Source organism: Nocardia sp. NPDC005825, assembly GCF_040630175.1.
Classification (GTDB): Bacteria; Actinomycetota; Actinomycetes; order Mycobacteriales; family Mycobacteriaceae; genus Nocardia.
The window spans coordinates 40,075-53,160 of record NZ_JBEXXC010000018.1; the positions used below are offsets into that span (position 1 = coordinate 40,075).

13 protein-coding genes are annotated in these 13,086 nt (G+C 70.5%); 8 read left to right on the top strand and 5 right to left on the bottom strand.

Annotated elements, in window-relative coordinates; translation table 11 throughout:
- The first annotated feature begins 52 nt into the window (after positions 1-52).
- Complete coding sequence (ilvA, locus tag ABZ382_RS32435) at positions 53-1,276, top strand: threonine ammonia-lyase (protein WP_357097042.1); 1,224 nt, start codon at positions 53-55, stop codon at positions 1,274-1,276.
- Between the two features lie 15 nt (positions 1,277-1,291).
- Here ilvA and ABZ382_RS32440 read toward each other — a convergent pair whose 3' ends face one another.
- Entirely contained in the window at positions 1,292-1,615 is a 324-nt protein-coding gene (locus ABZ382_RS32440; protein WP_357097044.1) for a multidrug efflux SMR transporter, read from the bottom strand.
- 140 nt (positions 1,616-1,755) lie between these two features.
- Between ABZ382_RS32440 and ABZ382_RS32445 the strand changes: the two genes are divergently transcribed.
- Positions 1,756-2,955, top strand: coding sequence for a hypothetical protein (locus tag ABZ382_RS32445; protein ID WP_357097046.1), 1,200 nt, complete (start codon positions 1,756-1,758; stop codon positions 2,953-2,955).
- Between the two features lie 4 nt (positions 2,956-2,959).
- On the opposite strand, the gene ABZ382_RS32450 is transcribed toward ABZ382_RS32445, so the two are convergent.
- Complete coding sequence (locus tag ABZ382_RS32450; RefSeq protein WP_357097048.1) at positions 2,960-5,785, bottom strand: LuxR C-terminal-related transcriptional regulator; 2,826 nt, start codon at positions 5,783-5,785, stop codon at positions 2,960-2,962.
- A gap of 156 nt (positions 5,786-5,941) precedes the next feature.
- Between ABZ382_RS32450 and ABZ382_RS32455 the strand changes: the two genes are divergently transcribed.
- The 5 genes from ABZ382_RS32455 to ABZ382_RS32475 all read left to right on the top strand — a co-directional run bounded on the left by ABZ382_RS32455 (position 5,942) and on the right by ABZ382_RS32475 (position 8,390).
- Entirely contained in the window at positions 5,942-6,289 is a 348-nt protein-coding gene (locus ABZ382_RS32455; RefSeq protein WP_357097050.1) for a VOC family protein, read from the top strand.
- Positions 6,290-6,339: 50 nt separating this feature from the next.
- On the top strand, positions 6,340-6,798 hold the full coding sequence (locus ABZ382_RS32460; protein ID WP_357097052.1) for a DUF1801 domain-containing protein: 459 nt from the start codon (positions 6,340-6,342) through the stop codon (positions 6,796-6,798).
- A 101-nt stretch (positions 6,799-6,899) separates the two neighbouring features.
- Complete coding sequence (locus tag ABZ382_RS32465; protein WP_357097054.1) at positions 6,900-7,448, top strand: RNA polymerase sigma factor; 549 nt, start codon at positions 6,900-6,902, stop codon at positions 7,446-7,448.
- Positions 7,449-7,527: 79 nt separating this feature from the next.
- The gene (locus ABZ382_RS32470) at positions 7,528-7,998 is read left to right on the top strand and encodes a redoxin domain-containing protein (RefSeq protein WP_357097056.1); all 471 of its coding nucleotides are present in this window, start codon (positions 7,528-7,530) and stop codon (positions 7,996-7,998) included.
- 179 nt (positions 7,999-8,177) lie between these two features.
- The gene (locus ABZ382_RS32475; RefSeq protein WP_357097058.1) at positions 8,178-8,390 is read left to right on the top strand and encodes a hypothetical protein; all 213 of its coding nucleotides are present in this window, start codon (positions 8,178-8,180) and stop codon (positions 8,388-8,390) included.
- Between the two features lie 72 nt (positions 8,391-8,462).
- Here ABZ382_RS32475 and argH read toward each other — a convergent pair whose 3' ends face one another.
- Genes argH through ABZ382_RS32490 form a run of 3 tightly spaced genes read right to left on the bottom strand, consistent with a single transcriptional unit; the run spans position 8,463 to position 12,058 of the window.
- Positions 8,463-9,884 carry an argininosuccinate lyase gene (gene argH, locus ABZ382_RS32480; protein ID WP_357097060.1) on the bottom strand — a complete coding sequence of 474 codons (1,422 nt, stop codon included), beginning with the start codon at positions 9,882-9,884 and terminating at the stop codon, positions 8,463-8,465.
- On the bottom strand, positions 9,881-10,807 hold the full coding sequence (locus tag ABZ382_RS32485) for an SAM-dependent methyltransferase (RefSeq protein ID WP_357097062.1): 927 nt from the start codon (positions 10,805-10,807) through the stop codon (positions 9,881-9,883). Before ABZ382_RS32485 ends, argH begins: the two co-directional genes overlap by 4 nt.
- 48 nt (positions 10,808-10,855) lie before the next feature.
- On the bottom strand, positions 10,856-12,058 hold the full coding sequence (locus ABZ382_RS32490) for an argininosuccinate synthase (RefSeq protein ID WP_357097064.1): 1,203 nt from the start codon (positions 12,056-12,058) through the stop codon (positions 10,856-10,858).
- Positions 12,059-12,294: 236 nt separating this feature from the next.
- Here ABZ382_RS32490 and ABZ382_RS32495 point away from each other — a divergent pair, with 236 nt between their 5' ends.
- Positions 12,295-13,083, top strand: a complete 789-nt coding sequence (locus ABZ382_RS32495) for a trans-aconitate 2-methyltransferase (RefSeq protein WP_357097066.1) — start codon at positions 12,295-12,297, stop codon at positions 13,081-13,083.
- Positions 13,084-13,086 lie beyond the last annotated feature (3 nt).

A 13,086-nucleotide genomic window follows, 5' to 3' on the forward strand; every position in this document is an offset into this window, starting at 1 on the left:
CCATTATCCGCCGCGCCGCGCCGCCCCGCGGGTGAGGTGAATTCCTGGCAACATGGCGCGCATGGAGCTCATGGCGCGGATCGAGGCGGCGGCGACCCTGCTCGAACCGGTGATCCGCCGGACGCCCGTGGTCGGTTCGCGGGTGCTGGCGGAGCGGGTCGGGCATCCGGTGTGGCTGAAGTGCGAGAACCTGCAGCGCACCGGCTCGTTCAAGCCGCGCGGCGCCTACAACCGGATCGCGAATCTGTCGCCGGCCGAGCGGGAGCGCGGCGTGGTGGCGGCCAGCGCGGGCAATCACGCGCAGGGGGTGGCCTGGGCGGCGACCTCGCTGGGTCTGGACTCCACGGTCTTCATGCCGGTCGGCGCGGCCCTGCCGAAACTGGTGGCCACCCGGGCCTACGGCGCGACCGTGTACCAGGTGGGCGACACCGTCGATCAATGTCTTTTCGCGGCAAAGGAATTCGCCGATCGTACCGGGGCGACGCTGGTGCACCCGTTCGATCATCTCGACATCGTGGCCGGGCAGGCGACGGTGGGGCTCGAAATCCTCGACCAGCTCCCGGATGTCGGCACCGTGCTGGTCCCCACCGGCGGTGGCGGCCTGCTCGCGGGAGTCGCGGCGGCCCTGCGACGGCTGCGCCCGCAGGTCCGGGTGATCGGGGTCCAGGCCGCCGAGGCGGCCGCCTGGCCCGCCTCTCTGGCCGCCGGGAAACCGATTGCCCTGGAACAGATGTCCACCATGGCCGACGGCATCGCGGTGGGCCTGCCCGGCGAGGTCCCCTTCGAGCACGTCCTCGACGCCGCGCCCACCATCGTCACCGTCGACGAGGACGCCCTGTCCAGGGCGTTGCTGCTGTGCATGGAACGGGCCAAGCTGATCGTCGAGCCCGCGGGCGCGGCCGGTGTCGCCGCCCTGATGGCCTACACCGCAGCGGAACTCGCCCTCGACGGCCCGGTCTGCGCCATCCTCTCCGGCGGCAATATCGACCCCCTGCTGCTGACCCGCGTCATCGGCCACGGCCTCAGCGCCGCCGGCCGCTACCTGGCCGCCCGCATCACCATCTCCGACCGCCCCGGCAGCCTGTCCCGCCTGCTGTCCGAGCTCAGCCGCACCGGCGCGAGCGTGCTGGACGTCGCACACTCCCGCACCGGCGCCTGGCTCGGCATCGACGAGGTCGAGGTCCTGCTCACCCTGGAGACCCGCGGCCCCGCCCACCGCGACGAGGTCCTCACCACCCTCGCCGACGCGGGCTACGAGGTCCGAGTCCAGGACTGACCTCCCGGCCGAACCTCAGTGCGCCCCACCGAGTTCCAGCGCCAGCACTCCCGCGATCACCAGCACGATCCCGCCGATCTGCACGGCGGTGATCCGCTCGTCCAGGAACAACGCCCCGATGGTCGCCACCGCCACCACCCCCACCGCCGACCAGATCCCGTACGCCACCCCGATGGCCATCCCCCGCTTCAGTGCCTGCGACAGGAAATAGAACGCCGCCCCGTACCCGATCACCACGATGACCGACGGCACCACCTTGGTGAACCCCTCGGAGATCTTCAGCGACACCGTCGCCGTCACCTCACACGCAATCGCCAACGCCAGCAACAACAAGGTCATCGCCGAAGGATAACTGCCCGAACGACGCTGGAACCGGCAGCAAGGAAGGCTGCGGTGTGCGATGGGTTTGCTGGTCGGGGGGCCGAATCATATAGTGCTGCGGTCGGATTGCCCGACCGATTGCACGATGTGGGGGTGGGATGACTACCGATCGACCGGTGGCCGACCCGGCGGAGAATGCGGCGACGCCGGGGCACGTGACCGTGGTGGCGGGCCACCAGAGGCGGTGGCCGTGGATCACGCTGCTGATCGTCGTCGCGCTCGCGGTCGCCGCCGTCGCGGCGTGGCTGGTGACCGGACCGGACGCGACCTCATCCGGCCAAGCCGCGCGCGAGGACCTGAAGTCCGCACAGCTGGCCCTCATCAACGCGCCCGGTGTTCACTACACCGGCAGCCTGTCCCGCAGCGACGGCAGAGCCCCGAGCTTGGACGTGCGAGTCACCAATGCCGGTGTGGCGTCGGGAACCATCGACTACGGCTCGGGAAGGACACTGACCTACCTCGCGGTCGGAGGGAAGACCTTCCTGCAGGGCGGCAAGGACGCCTGGATCGCGCACGGCGTCGCACCCGAGATCGCCGAACAGGTCGGCGACTATCCACAGCTGCAGCCCGCCAAAATCCTCCACGTGGACATGGCCGTGCAGCTGAAACCCGAGTCACTCGCCCGGCAGTTGGGTCCCAGCCCTGGACGGTCGGAACTGGTGACCCGCGGCGCGGCCACGATCATCGACGGTCAGGCTGTCGACGGCCTCACCAGCGGTTCGATCACCACGTACCTGGTTTCGGGGCGCGCCCGGCGCATCACCGCTCCGACTTTCGATGTGACGGCGACGCCGATGACCGCCGACGAGGTCGCGCGGCTCTACAGCGAGTTGCGGCCCACGGTGGCGGCTCTGGACTACGCCACCGACAGCGAAGCCACCGTCACCGTCGCACTGTCCATGGTCGGCAGCCCCTACGGCCCGGTCTGCCTCGCGGTCGCGGACGTGACCAGCACCCCGAAGCCGTTCGCGGCAGGGAACGTCCCCGACGTCACGCCGCCCGCGGACGACGTCTTCGTCGCCTACGACACGGTCATCACCATGGGTGACGCCGTGACCCCACACCCTGAATGCGGCGGCGTCATGCAGATGACTCGCCGCGGAACTGCCAGGCTGCATTGCGGATTCTTCTCGCGCGATGGGCAACCGGCGAATATCGTCATGGCACTGCGGCCGGTACTCGGCCGCGATCGCGCCGACGCCCTGGTCGCCGCGTTCGACGACGCCGCGAAGCAGAGCTCTGACCGCGCGAAGTGCACGGTCACCTCGCTGTCGGATACGGCGACCCCGCACTGCTGACCCGCTACAGGTGCACCAGCGCGGTCATCGGGGTCACGCCCAATGTGGTGAGTGCGGCGGCCCCGGCGGCCGCCTCGGCGCCACCGGCCAGAATCCTGGTCCGTGCGGCCTGGTAGTGACAGCCCGCGGCGTCGAAAGTGGTCGCGGTGGACAGCAGTCGATCGCGGTCCTTGGCCAGCAGGGCCTCGGCGCGGTCGATGATGGCCGCGGCCACCGGGTTTCCGGCGGCCACCGCCCGAGCCTGGTCGAATTCGACTGAGGCATCGGGGTTCCCGGCGATCGCCACGGCTTCGGTTTGCAGGGCCAGGTACCAGGGCAGCCACGCGCCCGGCACTCGTGTGCTCGCCTCGGCCGCGGTGAGTTCGGTGCGTTCCAGGGCGTCCTCGGGTTGGCCGTGGTGCAGCATCAGCAGGGCGTCGAAGACCGCCTGGTAGCCGTCGGCGTCCGCGGCGGGGGTGCCGAGTTGCTGGAGGACGGTGGTCCATTCGCGTTCGGCGTCGAAGTCGTCGCGCAGGCCGTGGATCATGCGGACTCCGGCCACGGCCGCGCCGAGGGCGGAGCGGGCGGGGCGGTCCTCGCGGTGCCAGGCCTCGAGGAAGCGGGCGCCGTGGGTGAGGACGTCGTCGACATTGCCGGCCAGGGCGTCGGCGACCAGGAGGCGGCTGGTGGCGGTGTGGCCGACCTCCGCGAGCATCGGGTGTTCGGCCAGTTGCCGTCCCCAGCGGCGGGCTCCGGCGAGATCGCCTGCGCCTAGACCGAATTCGGCGGCTTGGCCGAGCGCGTCCATCAGTTCGTGGGTGCCCACGGGATTGTCCGGGGTGGTGGACAGTAGCCGGATTCGCTTGCGTGCCGTGGCGGCGGCGGCCCGGATGTCCCCCGCGGCGCTCTGGGCGGCCGCGAGCGCGTCCAGCGCGGCGGATTCGGCGAACAGATCGCGGGTGGCGTGTGCCAGGTCCACGGCGTGCTCGACCTGCGACATCGCTTCGGCGGCAGTCACTTCGGTGGTGCCTTGCGGCGCGTTGAACGGGTTGGCGAAGACCGTTGCCTCGGCCGAGGCGATGGCGGAGCGGGCGGCCGCCACCCGCGCCTCGTCATCCGCGGCGGCCGCGGTGTCGGCCAGCTGCCGGGCTTCGGTGAGGAGCGCCGCCGCGTCCTGCCGGGTGGGGAGCTGCTCGAACTTGCCCCAGAAGCGGTAGGCGGCCGAGGCGGCGGTGGCCAGGTCGATGGCCGCGGCGGCGGGATCTCCGGCGCGCCGGGCGTATTCGGCGGCGGAGCGGTGCAGCCGGTACATGTCGTCGCCGTTGCCGCCGCAGCCCGCCGCGGCCGCCGATTGGCGGAGCAGGTCGGCGGCCACGGCGGGATCGTCACAGAGGTAGGCGGCTTGTTCGTGGCGCCATTGGGATTCGCCGGTGTGGTGGCGGGCGAACAGCAGGTGGCCGAAGCCGCGGGCCAGCGCGGAAGCGTCGGCGCGCTGATCCGGGCGTTCGAAGGCCCAGCCGAGGGCGGCGCGGAAATCGTCCGCGGCCGTATCGAATCGGGGTCGCCAGCCGTCGCGCAGGGAGCACAGTTCGGTGGCCTCCGCCGCGCACCAGCGCAGGTGGGCGGCGCGGGCGTCGTCGAGCTCACCGGCGGCGTCGAGCTGTTCGAGGCCGTATTGGCGGATGGTTTCCAGGGCGCGGAACCGGGTGCCGGTCGGGGTGTCGGCGACGACGAGCAGGCTCTGCTCCGCCAGCCGCGCCAATCCGGCCGCGACCGTGCCCTTGTCGAGGTTCGCGGCCGCGGCGGCCGCCTCCACGGGGAAGGCGGCCATGAACACCGAGATCCGGCGCAGCAGGGTGCGGTCCTCGGGTTCGAGCAGGGCGTGACTCCAGTCCAGGGCCGCACGGACCGAGCGGTGCCGGTCGTCGGCGCGGGCGCCGCCCGACAGCATGCGCAACTGGTCGTCCAAACCGGCGGTGAGGCCATCCAATCCGAGGGAGGTCCAGCGGGCGGCGGCCAGCTCGATGGCCAGGGCCACGCCGTCGAGGCGTCCGCAGAACGCGGCCACCTGGTCGCGCAGCGCGTGGTTCGGCGGCCAGCCGCTCGCGGCCGCGCGGTCCATGAACAGGGCGACCGCGTCCGAATCGCCGTCTCCGGCAAGCGACATGGGCGGCACGGTGTAGGAGTGTTCGAACGGCACCAGCAGCCGCGCGCGACTGGTGGCCAGCACGCGCATGCCGGGGCAGGTAGCCAGGAGCTCTTCGATGAAGGGGGCCACACCGTCGCGGACGTGTTCGCAATTGTCCAGCACCAGTAGGGCATTGCGGTCGGCGAGCGCGGCCAGCACGGCGCGGTCGAAGGGGCGGCCGGGTTGTTCGCCGACGCCGAGGGCCATGGCGACGGTGCCCGCGACCACGCAGGTGTCGGGGCTGGCGAGCGGCACCAGGTCGACGAACCACACGCCGTCGGCGAAATCGGCGGCCACCTCGGCGGCGACCGCGAGGGCCAGACGGGTCTTGCCGACGCCGCCCGGTCCGACCGCGGTCACCTGACGCTGGGTCCGGAGCAGTTCGGCGAGTTCGGCGCGTTCGCGGGTGCGGCCGATGAACGAGGTCAACGGTTTCGGCAGGACGGGCGCGGCCTGCGGGCTCGCGGTGCGGGTGGCGGCCGCGTGCTGGGCCAGGGCCCGGCGGTCGGGCACGTCGAGTTTGCGCAGCAGCGAGGAGACGTGGCTCTCCACCGTGCGCACCGAGATGAACAGTCGCGCACCGATCTCGGCATTGCTGAGGTGCTCGCCCACCAGGGCCAGCACCTCGGCTTCGCGGGTGGAGATTTCCAACGTCACAGCCATGAACCCAGTCTGCCGCATGGGATCGCCCGCGGCGGTACGGGCGGGCTCGGTGTCGCTCTCCGTGGTGGATTCCGTGGTCGCCACGGATGTGAGCGAGGGCCCCCGGCGGCGAAGCTTGAAGCACACCGAACGAACACCCTCTCACCAGGAGAAACAATGACCACCCAGGGCATCAAGACCGTGCTGCACCCCGTCGCCGACCTGGCCGCCGCCAAGACCGTGTACGCCGCGCTGCTGGGCTTCGAGCCGCAGACCGACTCCCCCTACTACGTCGGCTTCGAGGCCGAGGGCCAGCACATCGGCCTGGTCCCGGCGGGCAGCCCGCAGAGCCCGGAATCCCCCGTCTCCTACTGGCACGTCGCCGACATCGAGGCCAAGGTCGCGGCGCTCACCGCCGCGGGCGCCACGGTGCAGCAGGCCGCCCGTGAGGTCGGCGGTGGCCGCCTGGTCGCGACCGTGACCGACCTCGACGGCAATGTCCTGGGCCTCATCCAGGACAACTGACCTCCCCTCCCACAGTCCCGTTTCCCCCACTCCCGCAAAGGAATCCAGCCATGGCCACCGAGAACCCCGCCGAGAAGACCACCGTCGGTTTCAGCGCCGACGAGCGCGCCGCCATGAAAGCCCATGCCGAGGAACTGAAGACCGCCGCCCGCCGCCGCAACTCCCGCTCCGCCAAGGCCGACGGCGAGCAGGACGTGCTGGCCAAGATCGCCGAGATGGACGACGCCGACCGCGCGATCGCCGAACGGCTGCACGCCCTGGTCAAGTCCATCGCCCCCGAGCTCGGCGCGAAGACCTGGTACGGCATGCCGTCCTACACCCGCGACGGCAAGATCGTGTTCTTCTTCCAGCCCGCCGCCAAGTTCAAGTACCGCTACGCCATCCTGGGCTTCAACGATGCCGCCAACCTGGACGACGGCGAGATGTGGCCGGTCAACTACGCGCTGCGGAGCATGACGCCCGCCACCGAGGCCCGCATCACCGAACTCATGCGGCAGGCCCTGAGCTAGGCCCCGCAGCTCGGCAACACCCACGGGCGAACTTTCCCCGGCCGGATTCGAATCCTTTTCCGGCCGGGGACGCTCTTATGGTGGTGACTGTACGAATCCAAGTGAGAGAGCAGGACGTGGAACGCGGCTGGGCTGGTGAGCAGCTGGTGACGGCGGCCCAGAACGGTGACCGCGAGGCGATCGCCGCCGTCGTGTACGGCGCGCATCCGCATGTGCGCAGGTTCGCGCAGCATCTGTGCGCCTCCGACACCGATGCCGAGGACGCCACGCAGGAAGCGCTGATCATCCTGTACCGCAAGATCGGCACGCTGCGCGCGACCACCGCGCTGGCGTCGTGGATGTTCCGCATCGTCCGCAACGAGTGCCTGCGCCGGGCCCGGCGGGTCCTGGACCACGCGCCGCGGATCGACGCCGCCGATGTCGTCCGCTCCGCCGAGGACGAGGTGCTGCGGCGGCTGGACGCCGACCAGCTGGCCGAGGCGATCACGGCCCTGCCGGAGGTGCAGCGGCGGGTGCTGATCATGCGCGATGTGCTGGGCTATCCCGGCCGTGCGACCGCCGACGCGCTCGGATTGAGCACCGCGGCAATGAAATCGCAGCTGCACCGCGCCCGCGCCGCGGTCCGTCTGGGTCTCGACGACCTCCGCTGACCGCCGGGCCGATCGCGCCACCGGTCAGCTCACGCCGTCCGGCCATCTCGTACCACCCCATGCGAAGGGACGCTCCGTCATGCTCACCACCGAACACCCCGCGCCGAACCTGGATCTGATCGATACCGCCGGACAGCCCTGGCGGCTGTCGGACAGCGGCGACGCGCGCGGCACCCTGCTGTATTTCATGCGCTCGACCGCGTGCCCGATCTGCAACCGGCACGTCCGTGACCTGATCGCGCGGCGCGACTTCTTCGACGACGAGAACATCCGGGTCGTGATCGTCGTGCCCGAGGACCGCGACGCCGCTCTGGCCTGGAAGACCAAGCACGCCCTACCGTTCGCCGTGCTGACCGGCTCGACCGGCGACCCGCACGAGTCGGTCGGCCTGACCCGCCGAATGTTCGGTGCGATGCAGCAGTCGGGCACCGTGCTCGTCGACTCCCGGGGCACCGTCCGTCACGCCCACGGCGCGACCATGCCGGTCAGCAGCTACGACCGCAAGGGCATCACCGCCGCCGTCCTCGCCCTGCGGGACACGCGGAATTAAATGGGATGCGGCGGATGCGGGCCTGTGGTTAGAGTGCTCGGCATGTGGCTGTTCCTGTTCTCCTGAGCGCGATTCGCGTCTGACGCCCGGCGGTCTGTCGTCCCGACCGCCCGTGGCTTTCCCGATTCCGACCGGCATCCGATCCGGTTAGTCGGTCACGCATATTTCTAGGAGGACTTGTGCCCGAGCACTTCTCGCTGCCCGAAATCGCCGCGTCACCTGTAATTCCAGCGCCTGAAATCCCCGCTGATGCTCCCGCCGAGCGCAAGCTCTCGCGAGCCGAACGGCGCGGCAAAGGCGCACGGAAACAACATGATCGCGACGGCAAGGTGCACGACTCCGGTCGCGCGTCGGTGCCCGCCGCGAAACACATGAATTATCGTCGCGGATGACGAACGGCCCGTGGGGTTTCCGGAAAGGGAACCCCACGGGCCGTTGTCGTGGATCAGCTGTCGCCGGGTGGGTCAGCCCAGCCAGGCGCGCTGGGTGGCGGCCGTGCCGCGCACCTCTTCGAGCTGCTTGGCGACCTGGGTTCCGGCGGTGCCGCCCCGCGCGTTGCGGGAGGCGATGGAGCCCTGCACCGTCAGCACCTCACGCACGCCGGGGGTGAGCGCCGGGTCGACGGCCGCGAACTCCGCGTCGGTCAGCTCGTCCAGGCCGACGCCGCGCGCCTCGGCGGCGCGGACGCAGCCGCCCGCGGCCTCGTGCGCGACGCGGAACGGAACGCCCTGGCGGACCAGCCATTCGGCGATATCGGTGGCGAGGGTGAAGCCCGCCGGGGCCAGCTCGGCCATGCGGTCGGTGTGGAAGGTCAGGGTGGAGACCAGGCCCGCGATGGCGGGCAGCAGCAGCTCCAGCTGGGCGACCGAGTCGAAGACCGGTTCCTTGTCTTCCTGCAGGTCACGGTTGTAGGCCAGCGGCTGCGCCTTCAGGGTGGCCAGCAAACCGGTCAGGTTGCCGATGAGGCGACCGGCCTTGCCGCGGGTCAGCTCCGAGACGTCGGGGTTCTTCTTCTGCGGCATGATCGACGAGCCGGTGGACCAGGCGTCGGCGAGGGTGATGTAGCCGAATTCCGGTGTGCTCCAGATGATCACCTCTTCGGCCATGCGGCTGAGGTCGACGGCGATCATGGACAGGACGAACGCGGCCTCGGCGGCGAAGTCACGCGAGGAGGTGGCGTCGATGGAGTTCGCGGCCGAGGAGTCGAAATTCAGTTCGGCGGCGATGGCTTCGGGATCCAGGCCCAGCGAGGAGCCCGCCAGCGCGCCGGAACCGTAGGGCGACACCGCGGCCCGCTTGTCGAAATCGCGGATCCGGTCGATGTCGCGCAGCAGCGGATGCGCGTGCGCGAGCAGGTGGTGGGCCAGCAGCACCGGCTGGGCGGCCTGCAGGTGGGTCTTGCCGGGCATGACCGCGTCGGGGTGCGCGGCGGCCTGCGCGACGATGGCGTCGACCACGTCCAGCACGCCGGCGGCGATGTGCCGCACCGCGTCCCGCAGCCACATGCGGAACAGCGTGGCCACCTGGTCGTTGCGGGAGCGGCCCGCGCGCAGCCGCCCGCCGAGCTCGGTGCCGACCCGGTCGATCAGGCCGCGCTCGAGCGCGCCGTGCACGTCCTCATCCGATTCCAGCGGACCGAACGCACCCGACGCCACATCGGCCGCCAGCTGATCCAGTCCGACCAGCATGCCCTCCAGATCCGGCGCCGACAGCAGCCCGGCCTTGTGCAGCACGCGCGCGTGCGCCTTGGAGGCGCGGATGTCGTACGGCGCGAGCGCCCAGTCGAAGTGGGTCGACTTGCTCAGCGCCGCCATCGCCGCGGCGGGACCGGACGCGAAGCGTCCACCCCACAGCGCGCCTGCATTGGTGCTGCCGCCCTGGCTCATAGCGTGTCGTCTCCTCGGGGTCGGAGTGCGGTCATCAGAATGTGGTGGCCCATACCGGCCTTGGCCGTCTCCGGGACGGTACGGCCGCGGTCCTCGAGCAGCGTGACCGGGTCGCCCTCGGTCACCAGCCACTGGTGCATGGCGAACCAGGTGCGGGGGTCCTTGCGGTCCTCCCACGGGTAGAACAGGTTTTCCAGGTCGATCTTCACCCCGGCGTCGGCCATCACCTTGGCGCGGCGTTCCCGGAACTGGTCGGCCATGTCCTTGTCGGTGCCGAGGTTCAACGCCACCCGGCTGCCGGGCGCGCTGAGTTCGGCCACCTGCGCGAGCAGCTTGTCCTGGGCGTGGCCGGGCAGGTACCGCAGCAGCCCCTCCGCCAGCCAGGCGGTCGGCTCACCGGGTTCGAAACCCTTGTCCAGCAGGGCTTTCGGCCAGTCCTGCCGCAGGTCGATCGCCACTTCGCGGCGGTCGGCGGCGGGTTCGTCGTCGGCCAGCGCTCGCGCCTTGAACGCCAGCACCTTCGGCTGATCCAGTTCGAAGATGCGGGTGCCCTCGGGCCATTCGAGCCGGTAGGCGCGGGCGTCGAGCCCGGCGGCCAGGATCACGATCTGCCGGATCCCGGCGCGCTGGACGGCGGCGAAGTACTCGTCGAAGTAGATCGTGCGAGCGATCAGGACGCTGCCCATCGACCAGTTGCTCAGGTCGGTGTCCTCGCCACCCTGCTCGCTGTCACCGAGGTCGCGCATCCCGGCCATGAGGTTGTTCCAGCCGTCGGAGCCGACGGCGCTCACCAGTTTCGCGGCGTACGGATCCTGGAACAGCGCGTCCTCGCGCCCGCTCTCGTGGGCGCGCAGGGCGGCGACGCCGAGGGCGGTCGCGCCCACGCTCTCCGTGATGTCCCAACTGTCGTCATCGGTTCGCATGGGCGCGTCTCCTTCGGCCGGGTGCGTGCACTGCCCGGATCGACGCTACTACTTGCTGTTGAGGTCCCGTCGGGCCGCGACCTTGGAGGACAGGCCGTGGATCTGGACGAAGCCCTTGGCCAGCGACTGGTCGAAGGTGTCGCCCTCGTCGTAGGTGGCCAGGTTGAAGTCGTAGAGCGACTCGTCGGAGCGACGGCCGTTGACGACCACGCTGCCGCCGTGCAGCACCATGCGGATCTCGCCGGAGACGTGCTGCTGGGTGTCCTGCACGAACGCGTCGAGGGCGCGCTTGAGCGGGGAGTACCACAGGCCGTCGTACACCAGCTCGCCCCAGCGCTGCTCGACCTGACGCTTGTAGCGGCCCAGCTCGCGCTCGATGGTGACGGCTTCCATCTCCTGGTGGGCCGCGATCAGCGCGATGGCGCCGGGGGCCTCGTAGATCTCACGGCTCTTGATGCCGACGAGCCGGTCCTCGACCATGTCCAGACGGCCCACGCCCTGACGGCCGGCGCGCTGGTTCAGCTCGGTGATGGCCTCGAGCATGGTGACCGGGCGGCCGTCGATGGCGACCGGGACACCCTTGTCGAAGGTGATGATGAGCTCGTCGGGCGCCTCGAAGTTGACCGTCGGGTCCACGGTGTAGTCGTAGACGTCCTTGGTCGGGGCGTTCCACAGGTCCTCGAGGAAGCCGGTCTCGACCGCGCGGCCCCACAGGTTCTGGTCGATGGAGAACGGCGACTTCTTGCTCACGTTGATCGGGAGCTTGTTCTCGCCGGCGAACTCGATGGCCTTCTCGCGGGTCCAGGCGTAGTCGCGGACCGGGGCGATGACCTTCAGGTCGGGGGCGAGCGCGCCGATGCCGACCTCGAAGCGGACCTGGTCGTTGCCCTTGCCGGTGCAGCCGTGTGAGACGGTGTCGGCGCCGTGGTACTCGGCGGCCTCGACCAGGTGCTTGACGATCAGCGGCCGGGAGATGGCCGAGACCAGCGGGTAGCGGCCCATGTAGAGGGCGTTGGCCTGCACGGTGGGCAGGCAGTACTCGTTGGCGAACTCGTCGCGGGCGTCCACGACGATGGACTCGACCGCGCCGCAGTCCAGCGCGCGCTGGCGCACGTCGTTCATGTCCTCGCCGCCCTGGCCGAGATCGATGGCGACGGCGACGACCTCGGCGCCGGTCTCCTTACCGATCCAGCTGATGGCGACCGATGTGTCCAGTCCGCCGGAGTAGGCGAGTACGACGCGCTTGGTCATAGTCCGTGTGCTCCTCATTAGTCCGTTTAGGCCCTCGGCCGGTGCGCTGCCCGCGGTCCCTACCCGGTCCCGTGGTGCGCTCCGTCGTCCTGCAAATGATTATGCATGACGATGCAATCCCATTCATAACCGGGGTCCCCGCCTGCGCCTATCACCCCCGGGAGTCTTGCACCGACCCCCGAACAGGAATACAGTACGTACGTACGGTTTGGTAAATCGACGATGCGGAGGAACCCATGTGGGACCCGGCCACCTACCTCGCCTTCGACGACCTGCGCGCACGCCCGTTCTTCGATCTGGTCGACCGCGTCCGAGCCGACCATCCCCGCCGCGTGGCCGACCTGGGCTGCGGCCCCGGTAATCTCACCGCCACCCTCACCGGCCGCTGGCCCGGCGCGACCATCGAAGCGTTCGACTCCTCCCCCGACATGGTCGCCGCCGCACGCGAACACGGCATCGACGCCGCCGTCGCCGACGTCCGCGACTGGCGCCCCGCCCCAGACACCGACGTGGTGGTCACCAACGCGGTCCTGCAATGGGTCCCAGACCACCTCGCCCTGCTGCCGAAATGGATCGACGCGCTGCCCGGCGGCGCATGGCTGGCCCTCCAGGTGCCCGGAAACTTCGACGCCCCTTCGCATGTCGCGATCCGTGACGTCGCATCGTCGCCCCGCTGGCGCGAACGTCTCGCGGCCGCAGGCATTCTCGACCGCCACGCCGTCCCCGCCCCCGCCGGATACGCGTCAGTGCTGGCCGCCGCCGGATGCGCGGTCGACGCCTGGGAAACCACCTACCTGCAGCCCCTGACCGGCGAAGACCCGGTCCTGCACTGGATTACGGGCACCGCCCTGCGCCCGGTCCGCGACACCCTCGACGACCACGAGTGGCAGGACTTCCGCGCCGACCTCGCCCCGATCCTGCGCGACGCCTACCCGCGCAACCCCGACGGCACGACGTGGCTGCCGTTCCGCCGCGTCTTCGCGGTGGCGCACAAGGTCCCCGCGGTAGCGCACGAGGCGGAGTGACCG

What these genes read in the sequence shown, in the direction of transcription:
- ABZ382_RS32440 (WP_357097044.1), bottom strand. Translation starts at nt 1,615, where the DNA reads ATGACCTTGTTGTTGCTGGCGTTGGCGATTGCGTGTGAGGTGACGGCG.
- ABZ382_RS32495 (WP_357097066.1), top strand. Translation starts at nt 12,295, where the DNA reads ATGTGGGACCCGGCCACCTACCTCGCCTTCGACGACCTGCGCGCACGC.
- ABZ382_RS32470 (WP_357097056.1), top strand. Translation starts at nt 7,528, where the DNA reads ATGCTCACCACCGAACACCCCGCGCCGAACCTGGATCTGATCGATACC.
- argH (WP_357097060.1), bottom strand. Translation starts at nt 9,884, where the DNA reads ATGAGCCAGGGCGGCAGCACCAATGCAGGCGCGCTGTGGGGTGGACGC.
- ABZ382_RS32455 (WP_357097050.1), top strand. Translation starts at nt 5,942, where the DNA reads ATGACCACCCAGGGCATCAAGACCGTGCTGCACCCCGTCGCCGACCTG.
- ABZ382_RS32460 (WP_357097052.1), top strand. Translation starts at nt 6,340, where the DNA reads ATGGCCACCGAGAACCCCGCCGAGAAGACCACCGTCGGTTTCAGCGCC.
- ABZ382_RS32490 (WP_357097064.1), bottom strand. Translation starts at nt 12,058, where the DNA reads ATGACCAAGCGCGTCGTACTCGCCTACTCCGGCGGACTGGACACATCG.
- ABZ382_RS32445 (WP_357097046.1), top strand. Translation starts at nt 1,756, where the DNA reads ATGACTACCGATCGACCGGTGGCCGACCCGGCGGAGAATGCGGCGACG.
- ABZ382_RS32485 (WP_357097062.1), bottom strand. Translation starts at nt 10,807, where the DNA reads ATGCGAACCGATGACGACAGTTGGGACATCACGGAGAGCGTGGGCGCG.
- ilvA (WP_357097042.1), top strand. Translation starts at nt 53, where the DNA reads ATGGCGCGCATGGAGCTCATGGCGCGGATCGAGGCGGCGGCGACCCTG.
- ABZ382_RS32450 (WP_357097048.1), bottom strand. Translation starts at nt 5,785, where the DNA reads ATGGCTGTGACGTTGGAAATCTCCACCCGCGAAGCCGAGGTGCTGGCC.